The organism is Streptomyces sp. NPDC051214, from assembly GCF_040682375.1.
Taxonomy (GTDB): Bacteria; Actinomycetota; Actinomycetes; order Streptomycetales; family Streptomycetaceae; genus Streptomyces.
Genome location: NZ_JBFBAT010000018.1, coordinates 47,035 through 68,741 on the forward strand (window position 1 = coordinate 47,035; position 21,707 = coordinate 68,741).

The following is a 21,707-nucleotide window of genomic DNA, read 5'->3' on the forward strand; positions in this document are numbered from 1 at the left end:
CGCGGCAGGATAGGGCCATGGATCTTGGACTGAAGGACCGCGTCTACGTCATCACCGGTGCCACCCGTGGCCTGGGCAACGCCGCCGCGCGTGCGCTGGTCGCGGACGGCGCGAAGGTACTGATCACCGGCCGGGACGAGAAGACCGTCGCCGAGGCGGCGACCGAGCTCGGCGACAACGCCCGGGGCGTCGCGGCGGACAACGCCGATCCGGCCGTCGCTGGCCGGCTGATCGCCGCCGCGCGCGAGCACTTCGGCCGCTTCGACGGTGTGCTGATCAGCGTCGGCGGGCCCGCGCCCGGTTTCGCCGCCGACAACACGGACGAGCAGTGGACGTCGGCCTTCGAGTCCGTGTTCCTCGGGGCGGTCCGTCTGGCCCGTTCCGCGGCGGCGGAGCTCGGCGAGGGCGGGGTCATCGGCTTCGTCCTCTCCGCCTCGGTGCACGAGCCGATCCCGGGTCTGACCATCTCCAACGGGCTGCGCCCCGGCCTCGCGGGCTTCGCGAAGTCGCTCTCGGACGAGCTCGGCCCCCGGGGCATCCGCGTCGTGGGGCTGCTCCCGTCCCGTATCGACACGGACCGGGTGCGGCAGCTCGACGGGCTCTCCGCCGACCCCGAGGCGACACGGGCGGGCCACGAGTCGCGCATCCCGCTGCGGCGTTACGGGACGCCGGAGGAGTTCGGTCGCACGGCGGCGTTCTTCCTCTCGCCCGCGGCCTCCTACCTGACGGGCGTCATGCTGCCGGTGGACGGCGGGGCACGGCACGGGTTCTAGCCACCTTTCGGCCGCCTGGACCCCTCAACTGACCCGCTCGGCCCGGTGCTTCACCGCCCGCAGCTGCACCACCGCGGGCAGCCGGTCCAGGCCGGCCGAATCCCTGGCGTGCGTCAGCGCCTCCGTGGAGAGCCGGTGCAGCGCCTCGCCGGGCGTCGCCTGGGGTTCGAGGAGCAGCGACACCCGCGCCTCGGGGGCGTTGCGGCGGCCGGTCAGAAAGACCCCGGCCCGCTGCACGCCCTCCAGCGACTCCGCCTCCCCCACGAGCACGCCCTCCAGGGCCCGCCCGCGCAGCAGCGCGCCCTCACCGTCCCCGGTCTCCACGAGCACCTCGGCCAGCCTGCGCCGACGCAGCTGCGCCACCAGCCACCACAGGGCGAGGAGCAGGAGCACCGCCAGCGCGGCGATCACGGTGGGCCAGAACCAGCCCTCGTCCCGCCACCGCGACCGGTCCGCGTCGCTCAACAGGACGTCACGCTTCCCGTCGTGGACCCACCACGACGGCGGCGGCGCCCCGAGCCCGACCGCGAGGACCGAGCCGCCCCCGACCACGAGCACCAGGCCGACCAGGCCGAGCACCACACGGTTGACCGTCTTCAGCATCGCGCTCAGCCTTTCCTGCCAGGCCGTGCCACCCGGACGGTGAGCGCGGGGCCGCGGGCGAGGCCCAGGTCCCGGATGCCGTCGGCCAGCGTGGTGTCCAAGTCGCTTCGTACGTCGTCGAGTTCACGGAAGTGCGAGACCGCGTGCACGTCCACCTTCGAGCGCGTCATGCGGACCCGCACCGACTGCACCCCCGACACGTCCATCGCCCGGTCCCGCAGCACCATCGCGGCGGCGCCCCGGTGCAGCCCCGCCCGTACGTCCGCGTCCTCGCGCCGCATGGCGAGCACCGCCCGGAGCCCGGGTGTCGCGGCGAGCACGAGCAGCCAGATCCCGGCGGCCACGGCGACCCCGGCGCCGATGAGGACCGCCGTGTCGTCCAGGGGCCGCTCGCCGAGTTCGCGGGAGAGGTCGCGCCGCCAGCCCATGGCCGAGTGCCCGGCCCGCACCGCGGCGACGTCGTACAGCAAGAGCCCCGCGCCGCCGAGGATCAGCAGGGCGAGGACGGCGGCGGGCACACGCCGCGGGGACCAGAAGCGGGTCGCCTTCGTCTCGTCGGCCAGGGTGGGCGGCGGGTCGTAGGACGCCGCGGATGCCGACTGGTCGAGTTCGCTCTCGGCGCGTTCGACGACGGGCAGCGGCTGCGTGCCGCCACCTCCGCCGGCGCCCTGAGGCCCCTGAGCCTCGCTCATCGCGTCCTCCCCTGCGCCGCGGCGCGCACGTGTGCCGAGTGCAGCCGCTCGACCTGGACCGCGACCTCGGGCACTTCCATCCCCGCCAACGCCTTTACCCGCTGGGCGACTTGGCAACGCACCGCGCCGCACTGCCCGCCGATGTCCGAGGGGTAGTCCAGCTCGACGCTGACCCGGACACGGGCGACGTCATGGCGCACGGTGACGGTCGCGTGCGGCGGCGCGCAGTCCGCGGGCAGCTCCGTCAGCGCCTCGCGTGCCGCCTGCGCCGCGATCTTCGCGACGACCCGGTCGGCGATCAGGGTCGCGCCGCGCTCACCGGGCCCGACCTGTGCCGCCACCGCTCACCGCCGCCGGTCGTCGCCACGGGTACGGAAGAAGTCGCCGAGCTCCAGGTCCCCCTCGAGGAACCGGCCCGCGACAAACCCTATGGCGCCCAACGCGGCCACCAGCAAGAACGCCCCGAACCCGCCGAAGTACCCGGCGAAGCCGAGCGCCATTCCGGCCACCATGCCGATCACGGCCATGCTCATCGTGCGCTCCTTAGCAAGACGCGGCTGGGGTACTGGGGCATGTCACTGAAGGCGGCCTTGCGGCTCATCGTCTTCCTCGTCCGGAAGCTTCACGTCGCTCACCGCGATGTTGACCTCGACGACCTCGAGGCCGGTCATGCGCTCGACGGCCCCGATGACGTTCTCCCGCACGTCGCGCGCGACGTCCGCGATCGACACCCCGTACTCGACGACGATCTCCAGGTCGAGTGCCGTCTGCACCTCGCCGACCTCGGCCTTCACGCCGCGCGAGACGGACTTGGAGCCCGAACCGCCGGGCACCCGGTCGCGTACGGCGCCAAAGGTCCTGGCGAGTCCGCCGCCCATCGCGTGCACGCCGTCGACGTCGCGGGCGGCGAGCCCGGCGATCTTCTCGACGACGCCGTCCGCGATGGTGGTCCGCCCCCGGGTGGCGGGGTCGCCGCCGCCCCGCTTGGTCGTGCCGCTCTTTCCCGCCTCGTCGGTGGACTCCTTCGCGAGGGTTCCCTGGGGCAGGTTCCGCTGTCCGGTGTCGGTCATCGCCGTCCGTCCCTTTCGAAAGGGGATCTACTCCTTCGCCCACACTAAGTGCGGTTACGTCCACGCGCGCCAGGGATGGGGCAGGCTGGGGCAATGACGGGTGACGGATGGACCGAGGCGGTACGGCGGCAGCTCGGCCTGGGGCGTGTTCTCCCCTTGGGCGGTCCGGGTGACGGCTCCTGGCTGACCGAGGCATGCGCGGACGGGGTACTGCGCCATGCGGCCGAGGGGGTGAGCGGCGTACGTCTGGGCGCCCTGCGGCTGTCGCTCGCCGATCCGTCGCGGGCGGGCGCCCCCGCCGTGCCCGCGCCGCCGAGCGCGCTGCCGCCGGGGCCTCTGCGGATCACGGCGGAGTTCGCGGCCGAGCCGAGCGAGCCGCTTCCCGAGGCGGCGGACCGGCTCCGGACGGCGCTGTTCACGGCGGCCGGAGAGCGGCTCGGCCTGGTGGTCGCGGAGGTGGACCTCAGCGTGACGACGCTGCTGGACGCGGGGCAGGCGCCCGTGGAGGTGCCGGCGGAGCCGGAGAAGACGCCGCCGGACGGGGCACAGGCGACCCCCGGCAGCGGCGACGAGGCACGCGTGGCGAGCGCGGCCCTCGAAGTGCCGGGCGTACGGCGGCTGACCGGCGCCCTCGGCGGCTTCGGGCGCGCGGTCCACCTCGACGAGACCGGGAGCGTGAGCGGACCGGCGGCGGACGCCGCCCTGCCGCGTCGCCACGCGCGCGTGGAGCTGGCCACCGACCGCGCACACCGCGCCCTGGACGTGGCGCTCGCGGTCCGCGCGGTGGTCGGTGACGCGCTGACGGACCGCCCGTCGGTGGCGGTCCTGATCACGGCGGTCGAGGAGTGAACCGCGGCCGGGAGCGCCTAGTCGCCGAGGCCCGCCAGATCCCGCAGGCGACGCCCCTGCGCGGCACGCTCGGCGGTGCGCTGCTCCTCGTACGTACGACCGGGGACACCCTGGAGCAGGGCCTTGGTCTCGATGACGGCGTCGCGGGGCGCGGTGAGCAGCGCGGCCGCCAGGTCGCTCACGGACGCGTCGAGCTGGTCGGCGGGCACGACGAGGTTGGCCAGGCCCACGCGCTCGGCCTCGGGGGCGTGGACGAACCGCCCGGTGGCGCAGATCTCCAGCGCGCGGGCGTAGCCGACGAGCCCCACGAGGGGGTGGGTGCCGGTGAGGTCGGGCACCAGGCCCAAACTGGTCTCGCGCATGGCGAACTGCACGTCGTCCGCGGCGATCCGCAGGTCACAGGCGAGCGCGAGCTGGAAGCCCGCACCGATGGCATGCCCCTGAACGGCGGCGATGGACACGATGTCGCTGCGCCGCCACCAGGTGAACGCCTCTTGGTACTCGGCGATCGTGGCGTCGAGGACGTCGTCGTCACCGCGCGCCAGATCGATGAAGGACGGCTCACCGTCGAAGCCCTCGGGCGTGAACGCCTGTCGGTCGAGGCCCGCGGAGAAGGACTTGCCCTCACCGCGGAGCACGACGACACGGACACTGCCCGGCAACATCCGGCCTGCCTCGGCCAACGCCCTCCACAGCGCGGGAGATTGGGCGTTGCGCTTGGCCGGGTTGGCCAGCGTCACCGTGGCGACGGCCTCGTCGACAGTCAGGCGTACGCCGTCCTTGTCGAGTACCGGTGCGGATCCGCCGAGTTCACTGCCGGGCGAAACCATGGGAGCCTCCGATGGTGGTGTGCAGTCGGTGGGGACGCGCGGACGCGCCCGTAAGTGACTGCACAGTAACCACCCGGCCGATCAGGCGATCGACCGGGTGGCCACCGTCGAAGCCGGTGTACCGCCCGCAGCCGTCAGCCGGCTGCGGCCTTCTTGCCTCGCGTCGCCCCGCCGCGTCCCCGCAGCGTGACTCCGGACTCGCTGAGCATGCGGTGCACGAAGCCGTACGAACGGCCGGTCTCCTCGGCCAACGCCCGGATGCTCGCACCGCCGTCGTACTTCTTCTTCAGGTCTGCCGCGAGCTTGTCGCGCGCGGCGCCGGTTACCCGGCTGCCCTTCTTCAGAGTCTCGGCCACCCGTGCCTCCTCATGGGAAGTGCGCTCTGGACTTCTCATGATCACCCCTCCCGGGCTTCCTGGCCACCCATTCGGCAAGGTCCGTACGACGAGGTTTCCCGTCGGAGAAGGCGGCACCACGAGCGGAATGAACGATTCCGCGTAGGGAATTCCGTGCCGCCGAATGGGTTGTGGACCGAAGTGCCAGGTCAGCGCGGTGGCGGGCGAAGGAATGGTCCGATGCCTCGCCCACCGCGAAATTCCGTGTATCCCACACTTCGGTACGAGGAGACCTCACACAGATGAAGGATCACGACTCGGCCGAATGATCCATACGCTGTGGATCAGTTATTCGATCAACCAAGGTGGACGTCTCGGGCGGCGCGGTCCGCCGCCCCGCCCCGCATCAGGCGAGCGCGACCAGATCCGCGTAGTCCTGGCCCCACAGGTCCTCGATGCCGTCGGGCAGCAGGATGATCCGCTCCGGCTGGAGCGCGTCCACCGCGCCCTCGTCGTGCGTGACGAGGACGACCGCGCCCTTGTAGGTGCGCAGGGCGCCGAGGATCTCCTCGCGGCTCGCCGGGTCGAGGTTGTTCGTGGGCTCGTCGAGGAGCAGCACGTTGGCGGAGGAGACCACCAGGGTGGCGAGTGCCAGACGGGTCTTCTCGCCGCCGGACAGGACGCCCGCGGGCTTGTCGACGTCGTCGCCGGAGAAGAGGAACGAACCGAGCGTCTTGCGCACCGACACGAGGTCGAGGTCGGGGGCGGCGGAGCGCATGTTCTCCAGGACCGTGCGCTCGGGGTCCAGGGTCTCGTGCTCCTGGGCGTAGTAGCCGAGCTTGAGGCCGTGGCCCTCGATGACCTGCCCGGTGTCGGGCTTCTCGGCGCCGCCGAGGAGCCGCAGGAGCGTGGTCTTGCCCGCGCCGTTGAGGCCGAGGATGACCACGCGCGAGCCCTTGTCGATGGCGAGGTCGACGTCCGTGAAGATCTCGAGGGAGCCGTACGACTTCGAGAGGCCCTCGGCCATCAGCGGGGTCTTGCCGCAGGGCGAGGGGTCGGGGAAGCGCAGCTTGGCGACCTTGTCGCTCTGGCGCACCTCCTCGAGGCCCGCGAGGAGCTTGTCGGCGCGCTTGGCCATGTTCTGCGCGGCGACGGTCTTGGTGGCCTTGGCGCGCATCTTGTCGGCCTGCGAATGGAGCGTCGCGGCCTTCTTCTCGGCGTTCTGGCGCTCGCGCTTGCGGCGCTTCTCGTCGGACTCGCGCTGCTGCTGGTAGAGCTTCCAGCCCATGTTGTAGACGTCGATCTGGGCGCGGTTGGCGTCCAGATAGAAGACCTTGTTGACGACCGTCTCGACCAGGTCGACGTCGTGGGAGATCACGATGAAGCCGCCGCGGTAGGACTTGAGGTAGTCCCTGAGCCAGACGATGGAGTCGGCGTCGAGGTGGTTGGTCGGCTCGTCCAGGAGCAGGGTGTCGGCGTCCGAGAAGAGGATGCGGGCCAGCTCGACGCGGCGGCGCTGACCACCGGAGAGCGTGTGCAGGGGCTGGCCGAGCACGCGGTCGGGGAGGCTGAGCGCGGCGGCGATGGTGGCGGCCTCGGCCTCGGCGGCGTACCCGCCCTTGGTGAGGAACTCCGTCTCCTGGCGCTCGTACTGCTTCATCGCCTTGTCGCGCGTGCCGCCCGTGCCGGTGGCGATGCGCTGTTCGTTCTCGCGCATCTTGCGGATGAGGGTGTCCAGGCCGCGGGCGGAGAGGATGCGGTCGCGGGCGAGCACGTCCAGGTCGCCGGTGCGCGGGTCCTGCGGGAGGTAGCCGACCTCGCCGGAGCGGCTGATCGTGCCGCCGGCCGGGATGCCCTCACCGGCCAGGCACTTGGTGAGCGTGGTCTTGCCCGCTCCGTTGCGTCCCACCAGGCCGATGCGGTCGCCCTTGGCGATACGGAAGGTGGCGTTCTCGATGAGGATGCGGGCGCCGGCGCGCAGCTCGATGCCGGAAGCGGTGATCACGGACAGACTCCTGGGCAGGGGTGGGTATGGACGGCGGAAAGGCTGAAGGCGATCACGCCGTCTAATGCACGAGGAGAATGGCCATGCGGCCAATTCTAACGGGGCGGGGCAACCGCTTTTTCTGCCCGGGTTCGTACGTCGTCCGATGCGCCGCCCGGCAGCTCGTTGCCCAGGGGCGTGCGCCGGGGCACGATCCGGCCGAGGTCGTCCACGGCGATCAGCTGCGAGGTCCACGGTGTCGCGGCGTCGCCGCAGGGCTGGGCCACCATCAGAGCCTGCCCGCGGCGAGCGGAGCGGGCGGGCTCGAAGGCGCAGCCGGCGTGCGCGGGCAGCACCCAGCGCAGGTCGCCGTCGGCGCTGCGGTAGGCGGCGATGCGCCGCGGGGTGATGACGGCGAGCATGCGGCCGCGGGGGTCGAGCGGCTGGAGGACTCCGGCGGCGCCCCGGGCGGCGGGAGAGCGCAGCCAGGACGCGCTGTCGGGGATGGCGCGGTGCCAGCGGACGGCGCTGCCGTCGGCGCGTGCCGTGTCGGTGACCATGCCGTCGCTCCAGAGGGCGACGGCATGTCCGGGGAGGGGCAGCAGCGCGAGCGGGTGTTCTCCCTCCCGGCCGTAGGTCCAGCGGGGGCGTCCGGTCACCGGGTCGTACGCCTGGACGGCTCGGCCCCTGGTGCGGAGCTCGGGGGCCGGTGCGCCGCCGTCCACGCGCGCGTGGACGGTGAGGTGGTCTCCGTAGGGGGCCGGTCGCGAGTGGTGGGCCGCGGTGATGAGCGGCAGGGCCAGCAGGCCGAGGATCACCGGCAGGGCGAGGCGGGAGCCGCGGCGGGCGGGCGCCGGTCTCACGGGCCCGGATCCGGACACCTCGAGCGGCACTACGGACACGACGCCCCCCTCTTCGGCACATCTGCCGCTCTTCGGCACATCCGCCGGTACCTCTGCCCATGGGACAGGCGCAGAGCGTAGCGGCGGTGTCACCGTGCGGCCCCGGGCGAGGGCCGCGACACGACGCACGGGGCAGCGTGGGTCCCCCGTTCGGACCTCCGTCCGACGCCGCACAGGGTGGGGCATACCAGGATGAAGACGCCGACATCTCGGCACAGGGCGGCGCGACGCCGTCCCGGATGCGAGGCAGAGGGTGGTGCGCCCATGCAGTTCGACGACGACGCCGATCTGGACACGTCCGAGGTGCAGGACGTGCGGGGCAGCCGGATCCCCGGCGGCAAGGCGACGGTCGGCGGCGGCGTCGCGGGCCTGATCGCGCTGCTCCTCGGGCTGTTCTTCGGCGTCGGCCCCGACCAGCTCGGCCTCTCCTCAGGCGACGAGGAGCCGGAGGCCACCTCCTCCTCCCTCGCGCAGGTCCAGCAGAGCTGCCGTACGGGGGAGGACGCGAACAGCAAGGACGACTGCCGCATGGTCGCCGTGGTCAACAGCGTCCAGGACTACTGGCGCCCCGAGTTCCGGCGCAGGGAGGGGACCTACTCCCCCGCGCCGACCGTCCTCTACACCAGCCGGGTGGGCACGGCCTGTGGCGCAGCGTCGTCGGCGGTCGGGCCGTTCTACTGCCCCGGCGACCGGAAGGTCTATCTGGACCTGGGCTTCTTCGACGAGCTGCGGACCAAGTTCGGCTCCAGCGGCGGCCCCTTCGCGCAGGCCTACGTCGTGGCGCACGAGTACGGGCACCACGTGCAGAACCTGATGGGGACGCTGCAGCGCTCCCAGGACGGGCGCACGGGACAGAACAGCAACGCCGTGAAGGTGGAGCTGCAGGCCGACTGCTACGCGGGCGTCTGGGCGCGCCACGCGACCCGTACCCCCGACGACAAGACGGGCAAGCCGCTCATCACCAGCCTCACCGACGCGGACATCCGCGAGGGCCTGGACGCGGCGGCCGCCGTGGGCGACGACCGCATCCAGGAGAAGTTCCAGGGCCGGGTCACCCCCGAGTCCTGGACCCATGGCTCGGCCGAGCAGCGCCAGCAGTGGTTCTACCAGGGCTACCGGACCGGCGACATGGCGCAGTGCAACACCTTCCGGTGAGCGGCGGGCCCGGGTCTCAAACGCCGCCGGTGTGCACCTGGAAGGCCGCCCTGCGCACGGCCTTGGCGAGCGCCGGGTCCGGGTGGGCCGCGGCGAGGGCGACCAGGACCTGGACCGTGCGGGGGTGGCCGATGCGGCGCACCTCGTCCAGGAGCGCGGGCACCGTGGGCTGCACCGCGGACTCCAGGTGGCGTACGAGGAGGTGGGTCTCCCCGTGGTCGGCGACGGCCGCGGCGGTGTCCACCCACAGCCACGTCGACTCGTCCCGCGTCAGGACGAGGTGGACGTCCTCGGGGTCGGCGCCCTCCTGCTCGGCGAGCCAGATCAGGGCGTAGGGCCGCAGCGGGGTCTCGTCCACGACGGCCCGCACCTCCGCCTCGGCCGGGGCGCCGACCACCCGCAGGGCCTCGAAGGCGAGGCCGCGCAGGAGGGCGTCCTCGCCGCGGGCGGCGTCCAGGAGCTCGGTGACGGCGCTGCCGACGGGCCGGGCCGCGAGCCAGGCGCGGTACTCGGAGCGGGCCGCGTTCGGGCGCAGCCGTGCGCAGCCGCGGAGCATGTCCTCGGCGGCCTGCTCGATGTTGCCCGCGGGGCTCTGCGCTGCCACGCAGATCTGCTCCAGCTTGACCCAGACCGCCCAGGAGCCGAGCGGTGTGAGCGTGGCCTGCCCTTCGGCGTACGTCAGCGCGCCGACGGCGGCCAGGCCGCGCAGCGCCCAGTCCAGGAGGGTGGCCAGGTCCGGGGTCTCGGCCGGGTCGACCGGCTCGGGCTGCGGGCCGTAGGGGATCTCGCAACGCTCCGTGCGCAGTTCGGTCACGCGCTGGTCGAGGAGGTCGAGGAGCTGCGGTACGGGCACGGGGCCCGCGGAGAGCTGCAGCAGGGTGAGGAGCTGCGGCATGGCCTCGACGGTCTCGGCCACGGTGGCGGGCGCCAGTTCGCGCGATGCCGCGTGCGTGAGCGACCAGGCGTCGAAGAGGGCGACCCAGCCACGCAGCACCGCGGCGTCGTCACGGTCCCAGGCACGCAGCCGCCAGCCGGGGCGGGCGCTGTCGCCGTGCACCTCGATGAGGCCCGCGAGCCGTGCGGTGTCCCAGTCGGCGCGGACCTGATCCGGGGTCAGTGCCAGCTCGGCTGCGGCGCGTTCGGCGGTGGCGGCGGAGAGGGTTCCCCTGCTGCCGTCGGGCGTCGCTTTGGCGCGGCTGGGGCCCGAGCGCAGGGACGCGTCGGCCCAGCGCGCGATCCGCACGGCGTCGGCGAGGCGCTTGCGTGCCATCCGGGCCAGCTCCCCGGGGGCGGGTGTGCCCTCGGGTGGCCGGGGCGCGGGACGGCGCGCGCGCTGCTGCGTCATTGCGCCGGGGGCGGTCAGGGGTCGCGCTGTGCCCCGCTCCACCCCCGCTCGCCTCTCGGCCCTGGGGGACTGAGCGCGGACGAGTCGGAGCCTTGAGTCGCGCGGGATACGGGACGTCACGGGAGCAGTCTTCCTGTTGACGGTCCGAAAACCCAAACGGAATGCTTGCGCAAGGCTTCGGAGCGCTGCCCCGGGGGGCCTTCGCGCGCTACATGAGGGGCGTGAGGAAGCGCCGCAGCGCCTCTTCGTAGCCCGCGGGGTCGGCGTTCCACATGGCGCCGTGGGGCGCATCCGGAACGGTGTGGAGCGTGACCAGCTCCGGCCGCCTCTCGGCCAGTTGACGGGAGAGGCCCCAGGGGGCGATCACGTCGTCGGGGCCGTGGAAGAGGAGGGTGGGGACCTTGAGCACCCCGGGGTCGGCGGCTTCCAGGATGCGGTCGCCGCGCAGGCCCGTGCGGCCCTGGGCGGCGCGCACCGCGAGCGGCAGGAGGGGGCCCGGCGTGCGGCGGGCCGCGGCGAGCGCGCGCAGGGTGGTCTCCCAGTTCAGCACCGGGGAGTCCAGGACGAGTCCGCTGATCCGGTCGCGCAGGGCGGAGTACGCGGCGGCGTGCAGGGCCATGGCGCCGCCGGTGGACCAGCCGTGCAGGATCACGTTCCGGGCTCCGTTGCGCACGGCGTAGCGGATGGCGGCGTCCAGGTCGCGCCACTCGGTCTCGCCGAGGTGGCCGAGGCCGTCCGGGGAGCGGGGTGCGCCGAGGTCGCCCCGGTAGGCGAGGTCCAGCACCGGGAACTGCTGGTGGTGCAGGAAGTCCATGACGACCATGGGGTGCTCGCGGGTGGTGCCCAGACCGTGCACGGTGATCACCCAGGTGTCCCGGATGCCCGGCACGAACCAGGCGGGCAGGCCGCCGAGTTCGCCGGGGATGTCGACGTCCGCGTGGTCGATGTCCAGGGCGGCGTGCGGGTCGCCGATGTGGACCTGCGGGGTGAGCCAGACCTTCGCCCCGGGTTCCAGGGAGCCGTGCGTGACGCGCTCGAGGCGGCGTACGACGGTGTCCGCCGCGTGCGGCGCGGTGTCCAGGACGGGGCCGATCACGGCATGGCTGCCGTTGCCGCCGAGGCCGTACCGGCCGGGGCGCAGGCTCGCGAGGGCGCGGGTCAGGGTGATCTGGCCGGCGGCCGTGGAGTGGACCGTGAGGCGGGGCTCGGTCGGCAGCGGCCGGCCGGCCGGTGCCTTCAGGGCCGCGTTGCTGGCGAACCGGCCCGCGGCGACGGCGGCTGCGCCGCCCACGAGGGCGGTGGTGACGGCGGTGACGGCCGTTGCCGTCGCTTTGGCTTGGCGCACCAGCCCAGTGTCGGGCCCTGGCCCGCCGTGGGCCAGTGGGCGGGGCCCGCGGGGTGATGTCAGTTGGCCCGCGGAGCCCCGCGACGCGTCACCGTTGGCCGTAGCCCCGCAGCCTGTCCTCGACCTCCCTCAGCTGGCCCGTGGACAGGAGGGTCGGGGCGTGGCCCGGGACGGAGCTTGCCGTGAGCCAGAGGCGGGACATCCACTCGAGCTGCGCCGTGCGGTCGTACGCCTGGTCCAGGGTGTCTCCGTAGGTGACGGTCCCATGGTTCTGCAGCAGGCAGCCCGTGCGGTCCCTGAGGGCCCGGAGCATGTGCTCGGCCAACTCGTCCGAGCCGTACGGCGCGTACCGGGCGACGCGGACCGGGCCGCCGAGGGCGGCCGTCATGTAGTGGATGGGCGGCAGCTCCGGGACCAGGGTGGAGACGGCGGTGGCGTGCACCGCGTGGGTGTGGACCACGGCTTCGGCGGACGTGGTGCGGTAGACGGCGAGGTGCATGGGCAGTTCGCTCGTCGGGGTGAGGTCACCGAAGAGCCGGTTGCCGTCCGTGTCGACGCCGACGGCGTCCCGCGGGGTCAGGCGGTCGTACGGCACGCCGCTCGGGGTGACCAGGATCGTGCCGCCGACGCGCACCGAGACGTTGCCCGATGTGCCGACCACCAGGCCGTCCGTCACCGTCCTGCGGGCCGTCGCCACCAGCTCGTCCCAGGCCCGCTCGATCGTGTCCTGCCGGTCCTCGCCCCGCTCTTTCCGCTGCTCCGTCATGCCGTGATCCTGCCAGCAGCGGGGCCGACACGGGCCGGCCCGCGGTCGACCGGAGAGCGACGAACTTCCACTAGCCTCGTGCGTGATTTGTCCCGCACGTCGCCATCCGGGGGAAATATGGCCCGTGACCGCACACCGTCCCTCCGTCGCGCCCGCTTCATCGCGGTCTCCGTGACGGCTCTGACCCTCGGGGGCGCCGCCCTCGCCGAGATTCCGGTTTCGGCCGCGGGCAAGCCGAGAGGGCACGACGTCTCCTCGCACCAGAAGAACGTCGACTGGCAGCAGGCCAGGAGCAAGGGCGCGCAGTTCGTCTACGTGAAGGCCACCGAGTCCCACACGTACCGCAGCCCCTACTTCCGCCGGCAGTACGACGGCTCCCGCGCGGCGGGCATCCTCCGCGGCGCGTACCACTTCGCCCTGCCGGACAAGTCATCGGGCACCCGGCAGGCCGCGTACTTCATGGAGCACGGAGGGCACTGGCGGGCGGACGGGCGGACGCTGCCGCCCGCGCTCGACATCGAGCACAATCCGTACGGCGCACGGAAGTGCTACGGCCTCGGCAGCGCCCGCATGGTCGCCTGGATCAAGGCCTTCAGCGGCGAGGTGAAGCGGCGGACGGGCCGACGCCCGGTGATCTACACGACCACCAAGTGGTGGAACGCCTGCACGGGCGGCAGCCGGGCCTTCGGAGCGGATCACGCGCTGTGGCTGGCACGCTGGGCGCCGACGCCGGGAGCGCTGCCCAAGGGCTGGTCGCGCCTGACCATCTGGCAGCACGACAACGCCGGCCCGCTGCCGGGTGATCAGAATCTCTTCAACGGCTCGGCGACCACGTTGAAGAGCTTCGCCCGTGGGTAGCCGGGTAGCTCGGGAAGCCCTGATTCCGGGCCCTGTGACGCCCCTCGGGGCGATCTGCGTCGGCGCCCCGGAAGAACCGGAGTGGCGGTGCCCCGCATTGGGTCACCGCACGGCCCGACCCAGTTCACTTTCCGTTCACTCAGCTTGCCTACGTTCCACTTGCCACTGACGTCCAACAGAAGCCTGGGTAAATGGAACACATCACGCTTCTCCTCGGGATCGTGATCGTTACCGCTCTCGTGTTCGACTTCACGAACGGTTTCCACGACACGGCCAACGCGATGGCGACCACCATCTCGACTGGCGCTCTCAAGCCCAAGACGGCGGTGGCCATGTCCGCCGTGCTGAATCTCGTCGGCGCTTTCCTCTCCGTCGAGGTCGCCAAGACGATCTCCGGCGGAATCGTCAACGAGGACGGACTGAAGACAGAGGTGATCTTCGCGGCGCTCGTCGGCGCGATCCTCTGGAATCTGTTGACCTGGCTGGTGGGCCTGCCCTCCAGTTCCTCCCACGCACTCTTCGGCGGCCTCATCGGCGCCGCGGTCATGTCGATGGGCTGGTCGTCGATCGACGGCGGCACCGTCGTGACCAAGATCCTGCTCCCCGCGATCGCCGCGCCCCTCGTGGCCGGTCTCGCCGCGACGCTGGCCACGCGCCTGACGTACCGCATCGGGCGCAACACCGAGACCAAGGCCACCGCCAAGGGCTACCGCGTCGGCCAGATCGCCTCCGCCGGCCTCGTCTCGCTGGCCCACGGCACGAACGACGCGCAGAAGACCATGGGCATCATCACGCTCGCCCTGGTCACCGGCGGTGTCCTGAACCCGGGCGCCAACCCCCCGATGTGGGTCATCGTCTCGGCCGGTGTCGCCATCGCGCTCGGCACCTACCTCGGCGGCTGGCGCATCATCCGCACCATGGGCAAGGGCCTCACCGACCTCCAGCCGCAGCAGGGCTTCGCCGCCCAGACCAGCGCCGCGACGGTCATCCTGGCCTCCTCGCACCTGGGCTTCTCGCTCTCCACCACCCAGTCCTGCTCCGGCGCCGTGATGGGCGCGGGTCTCGGCCGCAAGGGCGGCGTCGTCCGCTGGTCCACGGCGACCCGCATGTTCATCGCCTGGGGCCTGACGCTGCCGGCCGCCGGTCTGGTCGGCGCGGGCGCGGAGTTCCTCACCAAGCAGGGCCCCTGGGGCGTCGCGGTGACCGCCGCGCTCCTCGTGGCCGGCTCGGCCGTGATCTGGGTGCTGTCCCGGCGCAACGCCGTCGACCACACGAACGTCGCCGACGACGAGATCGGCGGCTCCTCCGCCGACGAGCCCGCCGGCGTCGTGACCACCGCGATCGCCGCCGTCACCCCGCCGCCCACCGGCTCGGCGGTGACGAGCCCCGACGTCGACCTCGTCAAGGCCACCATCGCGGCCCCGACCGGCACCGTGGCGGACCCCGCCCGGCCCGCCACGGTGTAAGGACAAGTCAGCATGGACATCGACTGGGCAGCTCTCGGCTCCGTCTTCGGAGTCAGCCTCGCGGTGACGGTGGCCCTGGTGGGCCTGTTCACCCTCGGCATCGTCGGCCTCTCCAAGCACGAGGCGGCCACGTCCGGCGCCTCATCGGCCACGGCCGGCAGCGCCACGGCAGCACGCATGGGCGCGTACGCGTGCTTCGCGCTCTGCGCGGCTGCGGTGGCGTACGGGATCTATCTGATCGTCGCCTGACGACCGGGCTTCCGGGTGGGGTGCGGGACGCTTCGGCGTCCCGCACCCCACCTTCGTATGTGGGCCTCCGCACACTCTCCCGCCGCAGGTCAACGGCAAGTTGACGGGCGTTCGTGGGCGTGGTGGACTGCCGGAGCCATACGGCAGCAGGAGAGGAAGTCGGTGTGAATCCGGCGCGGTCCCGCCACTGTCATCGAGGAGCTGACTCCTCGGAAGCCAGGAACTCTCGCCGCCGATCACGTCGAACCAGGGCGCGGACACCCTGAGTGAGGACATATCGCCATGCGCGGCCGCCCGTTGCCGGACCAGTTCCCGAGCGTGAGCTCACTTCTCGGCACAGCGACCGGCTGAAGCCATGCGTGCCGATCGCGACTTCGCGTACGGCGCCGCCGCCGGCCTTCTCGGTGATCTGTTCCTCGGCGATCCTCGCCGCGGGCATCCGGTCGCCGCGTTCGGGCGGGCCGCCGGTGCCGTCGAGCGTGTCCTGTGGCGTGACCACCGCGGGTGGGGCGCGCTGCACGCCGTGGTGTGTGCCGGGGGTGCTGCCGGTGCGGCCGCCCTGGCCTCTTCTCTCGTACGTGACTCACGCGCCGCGTCCGTCGCGCTGACCGCCGCCACCACCTGGGCCGTGCTCGGCGGGACCTCGCTGGGGCGTGAGGCGCGGGCCGTGGGCGGGGCGCTCGCCGCCGGGGACATCGAGGTGGCCCGGGAGCGGCTGCCGCATCTGTGCGGGCGTGATCCGCAGGCGCTCGACGCCGACGGCATCGCGCGGGCCGTGGTGGAGTCCGTCGCCGAGAACACCTCCGACGCCGTGGTGGGTGCCCTGGTGTGGGGTGCCCTGGGCGGGGTCCCGGGGCTCGTCGCCTTCCGCGCCGTCAACACGCTCGACGCTATGGTCGGGCACAAGTCCGCGAAGTACCGGCGCTACGGGTGGGCTTCCGCCCGGCTCGACGACGTACTGGGGTGGCCGGGCGCCCGGCTCACCGCCGTGCTCGCGACTGTTGCCGGGGAATCGCCGCGGGGTGCGGTGCGGGCCTGGCGGGAGGACGCCGCCAAGCATCCGAGCCCCAACGCCGGGCCCGTCGAGGCCGCCTTCGCCGGGGCGTTGGGCGTACGGCTCGGGGGGACGCTCTCGTACGCGGGGCGCGTGGAGCACCGGCCGGTCCTGAACGGCGGCGGGCGGGGCGTGGAAGTCGCCGACATCGAGCGGGCCGTGAAGCTTTCACGGCGGGTCGGGCTGCTCGCCCTCGGGGTCGCCGCGGCCGTGAGCACCGTACGGAAAGGCAGGGCCTCATGAGTGGTGGACTCCTCGTCGCGGGAACCACGTCCGACGCGGGCAAGAGCGTCGTCACCGCAGGGATCTGCCGGTGGCTGGCCCGCAAGGGCGTCTCCGTCGCGCCCTTCAAGGCGCAGAACATGTCCCTCAACTCCTTCGTCACGCGCGAGGGCGCCGAGATCGGGCGCGCCCAGGCCATGCAGGCGCAGGCCGCCCGGGTCGAGCCGACCGCGCTGATGAATCCGGTGCTGCTCAAGCCGGGCAGCGACCGCAGCAGCCAGGTCGTCCTGATGGGCAAGCCCGTGGGCGAGATGAGCGCGCGGGGGTACCACGGGGGGCGGCAGGAAGCGTTGCTCACCACCGTCCTGGGATGCCTGGAGGAACTTCGGGGCAGCTATGACGCCGTGATCTGCGAAGGGGCGGGCAGTCCCGCCGAGATCAATCTGCGCCGTACGGACATCGTGAACATGGGGATCGCGCGGGCCGCCCGCTTCCCGGTGGTCGTGGTGGGAGACATCGACCGCGGGGGCGTCTTCGCCTCCTTCTTCGGGACGACGGCGTTGCTGAGTGCCGAGGACCAGGAGCTGGTCGCCGGGTATCTCGTGAACAAGTTCCGGGGCGACGTCTCGCTGCTCGAACCCGGCCTCGACATGCTCCATGGGCTCACCGGGCGGCGCACGTTCGGGGTGCTGCCGTTCCAGCACGGCCTCGGCATCGACGAGGAGGACGGCCTTCGGGTCTCCCTGCGGGGCGCCGTGCGGGAATCCGTGGTCGCTCCCCCGGTCGGCGAGGACGTGCTACGGGTCGCCGTCTGTGCCGTACCGCTGATGTCGAACTTCACGGACGTGGACGCGCTGGCCGCCGAACCGGGCGTCGTCGTGCGGTTCGTGGACCGGGCCGAGGAGCTCGTCGACGCCGATCTCGTGGTCGTGCCCGGCACGCGCGGCACCGTCCGCGCCCTGGAGTGGCTGCGCGAGCGCGGCCTCGCCGACGCCCTGGCGCGGCGCGCCGCCGAGGGGCGCCCCGTCCTCGGGATCTGCGGCGGCTTCCAGGTGCTCGGCGAGCACATCGAGGACGACGTCGAGTCGCGGGCGGGAGCCGTGGACGGGCTCGGTCTGCTGCCCGTGCGCGTGCGGTTCGCGCGCGAGAAGACCCTCGCGCGGCCGGTCGGCGAGGCCCTCGGTGAGCCCGTCGAGGGGTACGAGATCCATCACGGTGTCGCTCAAGTCCTGGGCGGTGAGCCGTTCTTGGACGGGTGCCGCGTCGGCGAGGTGTGGGGCACGCACTGGCACGGCTCGCTGGAGTCCGACGCGTTCCGGCGGCGCTTCCTCGCCGAGGTCGCCCGCGCCGCCGGGCGCCGCTTCGTGCCCGCCCCCGACACCAGCTTCGGCACCCTGCGCGAGGAGCAGCTCGACCTGCTCGGCGACCTGATCGAAGAACACGCGGACACGGACGCGCTGCTCAGCCTGATCGAGACCGGCCCTCCCGCCGGACTCCCCTTCATCGCACCGGGGGCACCCTCATGACCGTCCTGCTGCTGTCCACCGCCGACACCGACCTCCTCGCCGCCCGTGCCTCCGGCGCCCCCTACCGCATCGGCAACCCGACCCGGGTCGACGCGCAGGCCGAGCTGCCCGCGCTGATCGAGGGCGCGGACATCGCCGTCGTACGCCTGCTCGGCGGCAAGCGGGCGTGGGAGGACGGGCTCGCGGCGCTGAAGGCCGCCGGGATCCCGACGGTGCTGCTCGGCGGCGAGGCCGTGCCGGACGCGGAGCTGATGGCGGAGTCGACCGTGCACGCGGGGTCCGTGGCGGAGGCGCTGCGCTACCTCGTCGAGGGCGGCACGGAGAATCTGCGGGAGCTGGCGCGCTTCCTCAAGGAGGACGTCCTCGCGGCGGGGCACGCCCGCTCCGGTGCCGCCCACACGCGGCTGAGCGCCGAACCCCGGAAGATGCCCGAGTACGGGGTGCACGGCACGCGCGCGTACGTCGAGGGCCGGCCGACCGTGGGGGTGCTCTTCTACCGCGCGCACCAGCTCTCCGGGAACACCGCCTTCGTCGACACGCTGTGCGACGCGATCGAGGCGCGGGGCGCCAACGCCCTTCCGGTGTACTGCGGTTCGCTGCGCGGCGCCGACGCGGGCCTGTACGAGATCCTGGGGAAGGCGGACGCCCTGGTCGCCACCGTCCTCGCGGCGGGCGGCACGCACGCATCGGGCGCGAGCGCGGGCGGCGACGAGGAGGCCTGGGACATCGGCGCCCTCGCCGACCTCGACATCCCTGTCCTGCAAGGGCTTTGCCTGACCTCCTCGCGTGCCACGTGGGACGCGTCGGACGCCGCGCTCTCCCCCATGGACGCGGCCATGCAGGTCGCGATCCCCGAGTTCGACGGCCGGATCATCACCGTGCCGTTCTCCTTCAAGGAGCAGGGCCCCGACGACGTACCGGTGTACGTGGCCGACCCCGAGCGCGCCGCCCGCGTCGCCGGAATCGCCCTGCGGCACGCCCAGTTGAAGCACAAGCCGAACGCGGAGAAGAAGCTCGCCCTGGTCTTCACCGCGTACCCGACCAAGCATGCGCGCGTCGGCAACGCGGTCGGCCTGGACACTCCCGCCTCCGCGGTGCGTGTGCTCGACTCCCTGCGGGACGCGGGGTACGTCGTCGAGGGCCACCCGGACGACGGCGACGAGCTGATCCACCGGCTCATCAACGCCGGTGGCCACGACGTCGAGTGGCTCACCGAGGAGCAGCTGGCCGCCGCCCCCGCGCGCGTGCCGCTCGCCGACTACCGGGCGTGGTTCGACCAGCTGGACCCGGAGCTGCGCGACGGCATGCTGGAGGCGTGGGGCGAGCCGCCCGGCAACCTGTACGTGGACGGCGACGACATCGTGCTCGCCTCCCTGCGGTTCGGGAACGTCGTCGTGATGATCCAGCCGCCGCGCGGCTTCGGCGAGAACCCGATCGCGATCTACCACGACCCCGACATGCCGCCGTCGCACCACTACATGGCGGCCTACCGCTGGCTGGAGATGTCCTTCGGCGCCGACGCGGTCGTCCACATGGGCAAGCACGGCACGATGGAGTGGCTGCCGGGCAAGGGCCTCGGTCTGAGCGGCGGTTGCGCCCCTGACGCGGTGCTCGGCGAGCTGCCGCTGATCTACCCGTTCATCGTGAACGACCCCGGCGAGGGCACCCAGGCCAAGCGGCGCGGGCACGCCACGGTGGTGGACCACCTGGTGCCGCCGATGGCGCGCGCGGACACGTACGGGGATCTGGCGAAGCTGGAGCAGCTCCTCGACGAGTACGCGCTGGTCAGCGACCTGGACCCGACGAAGGCCCCCGCCGTGCGGGCGCAGATCTGGACGCTGGTGAAGGCCGCGGAGCTCCACCACGACCTGCATGTCGACGAGCAGCCCGACGACACCGCCTTCGACGAGTTCGTCATGCACATCGACGGCTACCTGTGCGAGATCAAGGACGTGCAGATCCGCGACGGCCTGCACATCCTGGGCGGTGGCCCCGAGGGCGAGGCGCGCGTCAATCTGGTGCTCGCCGTCCTGCGGGCCTCGCAGGTGTGGGGTGGTCAGGCCAACGCCCTGCCCGGTCTGCGGGCCTGCCTCGCCGAGCACTTCGGGCTCAGCGAGAAGGAGCTGCTCGCCGAGCCGGGCGCCGCGGTGAAGGTCGCGGACGGCCTGGCGGCGCTGGTCGACGGGCCCGCCCGGACCGGCGCCGACGCCCTTGACCTCCTCGAGCAGCTGTGCCGCCGCCTCGCCGAGGGGATGGAGGAGCGCGGCTGGGAGCTCGGCGCGGTGCGTGAGCTGGTGCGGGACGTGGTCGGTGTCGAACTGCCGCCCGCCGTCGCCGTGTTGGGCTTCGCGTGCGAGGAGGTCGTCCCGCGGCTCGCGCGCACGACCGACGAGATCGGGCACATCCTGCGCGCGCTCGACGGCGGTTACGTCCCGGCCGGTCCCTCCGGGTCGCCCACCCGCGGGCTCGTGAACGTGCTGCCGACCGGCCGCAACTTCTACTCCGTCGACCCCAAGGCGATTCCCTCGCGGCTCTCCTGGGAGGTCGGCCAGGCGCTCGCCGACTCGCTGATCGCCCGCTATCTGGCCGACACCGGCGACTACCCGAAGTCGGTCGGCCTGACCGTGTGGGGCACGTCGGCGATGCGCACGCAGGGCGACGACATCGCGGAGATCCTTGCGCTGCTCGGCTGCCGTCCCGTGTGGGACGACGCGTCGCGGCGCGTCACCGGCTTCGAGGTCGTGCCGGTCGAGGAGCTCGGGCGGCCGCGCATCGACGTGACCGTGCGGATCTCCGGCTTCTTCCGGGACGCGTTCCCGCACGTCGTCGGCCTGATCGACGACGCGGTACGGGCCATCGCGGAACTGGACGAGGCCCCGGAGACCAACTACGTACGGGCGCACGCCGACGAGGACACCGCCGAGCACGGTGACCGGCGCCGGGCCACCTCCCGGATCTTCGGCTCGAAGCCCGGGGCCTACGGCGCGGGCCTCCTTCCGCTGATCGACGCGCGGAACTGGCGCAGCGACGCCGACCTCGCCGAGGTATACGCGGTGTGGGGCGGCTACGCCTACGGGCGCGGGCTCGACGGCAAGGCCGCGCGCGGCGACATGGAGACCGCGTTCCGGCGCATCGCCGTCGCCGCGAAGAACGTGGACACCCGCGAACACGACCTGGTCGACGCCGACGACTACTTCCAGTACCACGGCGGCATGGTCGCCATGGTGCGGCACCTGACGGGCGTGTCCCCCGAGGCGTACGTGGGCGACTCGGCAACCCCCGACCAGGTGAAGACGCGGACCCTGGGCGAGGAGACCCACCGCGTCTTCCGGGCCCGCGTGGTCAACCCCCGCTGGATGGCGGCCATGCGGCGCCACGGCTACAAGGGCGCCTTCGAGATGGCCGCCACCGTGGACTACCTCTTCGGGTACGACGCGACCGCGGGCGTGGTCGACGACTGGATGTACGAGAAGCTCTCCGCCGAGTACGTCTTCGACCCCGAGAACCGGGAGTTCATGCAGAAGTCCAACCCCTGGGCGCTGCGCGGCATTTCGGAGCGGCTGCTCGAAGCGGCCGAGCGCGGCCTGTGGGCCGAGCCGGACGCGGGGACGCTGGAGCGGCTGCGGGCCACCTATCTGGAGCTTGAGGGCGAACTGGAGGGGGACGGGTGAGGCCCGCCGTCC

General features: G+C 72.8%; 21 protein-coding genes and 1 riboswitch. Of the genes, 9 read left to right on the top strand and 12 right to left on the bottom strand.

Translation table 11 applies throughout. The features are described from left to right. Positions 1–17: 17 nt before the first annotated feature. Positions 18–773: an SDR family oxidoreductase gene (locus AB0M70_RS36305; RefSeq protein WP_365827070.1), complete on the top strand. Its 756-nt coding sequence runs from the start codon at positions 18–20 to the stop codon at positions 771–773. A 24-nt stretch (positions 774–797) separates the two neighbouring features. Here AB0M70_RS36305 and amaP read toward each other — a convergent pair whose 3' ends face one another. Genes amaP through AB0M70_RS36330 form a run of 5 tightly spaced genes read right to left on the bottom strand, consistent with a single transcriptional unit; the run spans position 798 to position 3,138 of the window. Beyond that, the gene (gene amaP / locus AB0M70_RS36310) at positions 798–1,376 is read right to left on the bottom strand and encodes an alkaline shock response membrane anchor protein AmaP (RefSeq protein ID WP_365827072.1); all 579 of its coding nucleotides are present in this window, start codon (positions 1,374–1,376) and stop codon (positions 798–800) included. 5 nt (positions 1,377–1,381) lie between these two features. Then, complete coding sequence (locus tag AB0M70_RS36315; RefSeq protein ID WP_365827074.1) at positions 1,382–2,068, bottom strand: DUF6286 domain-containing protein; 687 nt, start codon at positions 2,066–2,068, stop codon at positions 1,382–1,384. Continuing rightward, on the bottom strand, positions 2,065–2,409 hold the full coding sequence (locus tag AB0M70_RS36320) for a hypothetical protein (RefSeq protein ID WP_365827076.1): 345 nt from the start codon (positions 2,407–2,409) through the stop codon (positions 2,065–2,067). The genes AB0M70_RS36315 and AB0M70_RS36320 overlap by 4 nt, the downstream gene beginning before the upstream one ends. A gap of 3 nt (positions 2,410–2,412) precedes the next feature. Further along, the gene (locus AB0M70_RS36325; protein WP_249590721.1) at positions 2,413–2,601 is read right to left on the bottom strand and encodes a hypothetical protein; all 189 of its coding nucleotides are present in this window, start codon (positions 2,599–2,601) and stop codon (positions 2,413–2,415) included. A gap of 42 nt (positions 2,602–2,643) precedes the next feature. Beyond that, positions 2,644–3,138 carry an Asp23/Gls24 family envelope stress response protein gene (locus AB0M70_RS36330; RefSeq protein ID WP_363207948.1) on the bottom strand — a complete coding sequence of 165 codons (495 nt, stop codon included), beginning with the start codon at positions 3,136–3,138 and terminating at the stop codon, positions 2,644–2,646. Positions 3,139–3,231: 93 nt separating this feature from the next. Between AB0M70_RS36330 and AB0M70_RS36335 the strand changes: the two genes are divergently transcribed. Next, complete coding sequence (locus AB0M70_RS36335; RefSeq protein WP_365827079.1) at positions 3,232–3,987, top strand: nucleopolyhedrovirus P10 family protein; 756 nt, start codon at positions 3,232–3,234, stop codon at positions 3,985–3,987. A gap of 17 nt (positions 3,988–4,004) precedes the next feature. Here the strand turns inward: AB0M70_RS36335 and AB0M70_RS36340 are convergent, their stop codons facing one another. The 4 genes from AB0M70_RS36340 to AB0M70_RS36355 all read right to left on the bottom strand — a co-directional run bounded on the left by AB0M70_RS36340 (position 4,005) and on the right by AB0M70_RS36355 (position 8,038). Further along, a complete protein-coding gene (locus AB0M70_RS36340; RefSeq protein ID WP_365827081.1) occupies positions 4,005–4,817 on the bottom strand; it encodes an enoyl-CoA hydratase/isomerase family protein in 813 nt (270 codons plus the stop codon). 134 nt (positions 4,818–4,951) lie between these two features. Next, entirely contained in the window at positions 4,952–5,173 is a 222-nt protein-coding gene (locus AB0M70_RS36345) for a helix-turn-helix domain-containing protein (RefSeq protein ID WP_055550175.1), read from the bottom strand. 385 nt (positions 5,174–5,558) lie between these two features. Next, complete coding sequence (locus tag AB0M70_RS36350) at positions 5,559–7,157, bottom strand: ABC-F family ATP-binding cassette domain-containing protein (protein WP_365827083.1); 1,599 nt, start codon at positions 7,155–7,157, stop codon at positions 5,559–5,561. Positions 7,158–7,252: 95 nt separating this feature from the next. Continuing rightward, a complete protein-coding gene (locus AB0M70_RS36355) occupies positions 7,253–8,038 on the bottom strand; it encodes a hypothetical protein (RefSeq protein WP_365827085.1) in 786 nt (261 codons plus the stop codon). 264 nt (positions 8,039–8,302) lie between these two features. On the opposite strand from AB0M70_RS36355, the gene AB0M70_RS36360 reads away from it, so the two are divergent. Further along, positions 8,303–9,193, top strand: coding sequence for a neutral zinc metallopeptidase (locus AB0M70_RS36360; RefSeq protein ID WP_365827087.1), 891 nt, complete (start codon positions 8,303–8,305; stop codon positions 9,191–9,193). A gap of 16 nt (positions 9,194–9,209) precedes the next feature. Here AB0M70_RS36360 and AB0M70_RS36365 read toward each other — a convergent pair whose 3' ends face one another. The 3 genes from AB0M70_RS36365 to AB0M70_RS36375 form a co-directional block, all read right to left on the bottom strand. After that, entirely contained in the window at positions 9,210–10,658 is a 1,449-nt protein-coding gene (locus AB0M70_RS36365; protein ID WP_365827089.1) for a hypothetical protein, read from the bottom strand. A gap of 88 nt (positions 10,659–10,746) precedes the next feature. Next, positions 10,747–11,883, bottom strand: a complete 1,137-nt coding sequence (locus tag AB0M70_RS36370) for an alpha/beta fold hydrolase (protein WP_365827091.1) — start codon at positions 11,881–11,883, stop codon at positions 10,747–10,749. Positions 11,884–11,971: 88 nt separating this feature from the next. Next, positions 11,972–12,649, bottom strand: a complete 678-nt coding sequence (locus AB0M70_RS36375) for a class II aldolase/adducin family protein (RefSeq protein WP_365827093.1) — start codon at positions 12,647–12,649, stop codon at positions 11,972–11,974. 117 nt (positions 12,650–12,766) lie between these two features. Between AB0M70_RS36375 and AB0M70_RS36380 the strand changes: the two genes are divergently transcribed. The 6 genes from AB0M70_RS36380 (at position 12,767) to cobN (ending at position 21,695) form a co-directional block, all read left to right on the top strand. Next, positions 12,767–13,507, top strand: a complete 741-nt coding sequence (locus AB0M70_RS36380) for a lysozyme (RefSeq protein ID WP_365827095.1) — start codon at positions 12,767–12,769, stop codon at positions 13,505–13,507. Between the two features lie 191 nt (positions 13,508–13,698). After that, the gene (locus AB0M70_RS36385; protein ID WP_365827097.1) at positions 13,699–14,973 is read left to right on the top strand and encodes an inorganic phosphate transporter; all 1,275 of its coding nucleotides are present in this window, start codon (positions 13,699–13,701) and stop codon (positions 14,971–14,973) included. A 12-nt stretch (positions 14,974–14,985) separates the two neighbouring features. Continuing rightward, entirely contained in the window at positions 14,986–15,222 is a 237-nt protein-coding gene (locus AB0M70_RS36390) for a hypothetical protein (RefSeq protein WP_365827099.1), read from the top strand. A gap of 106 nt (positions 15,223–15,328) precedes the next feature. Next, positions 15,329–15,471, top strand: a riboswitch (cobalamin riboswitch). A 106-nt stretch (positions 15,472–15,577) separates the two neighbouring features. Further along, entirely contained in the window at positions 15,578–16,519 is a 942-nt protein-coding gene (locus AB0M70_RS36395) for a cobalamin biosynthesis protein (protein WP_365827101.1), read from the top strand. Next, positions 16,516–18,024 carry a cobyric acid synthase gene (locus AB0M70_RS36400; RefSeq protein ID WP_365827103.1) on the top strand — a complete coding sequence of 503 codons (1,509 nt, stop codon included), beginning with the start codon at positions 16,516–16,518 and terminating at the stop codon, positions 18,022–18,024. The genes AB0M70_RS36395 and AB0M70_RS36400 overlap by 4 nt, the downstream gene beginning before the upstream one ends. Beyond that, positions 18,021–21,695 (top strand): cobaltochelatase subunit CobN, encoded by a 3,675-nt coding sequence (gene cobN / locus AB0M70_RS36405; RefSeq protein ID WP_365827105.1) that lies wholly within the window; start codon positions 18,021–18,023, stop codon positions 21,693–21,695. Before AB0M70_RS36400 ends, cobN begins: the two co-directional genes overlap by 4 nt. Positions 21,696–21,707 lie beyond the last annotated feature (12 nt).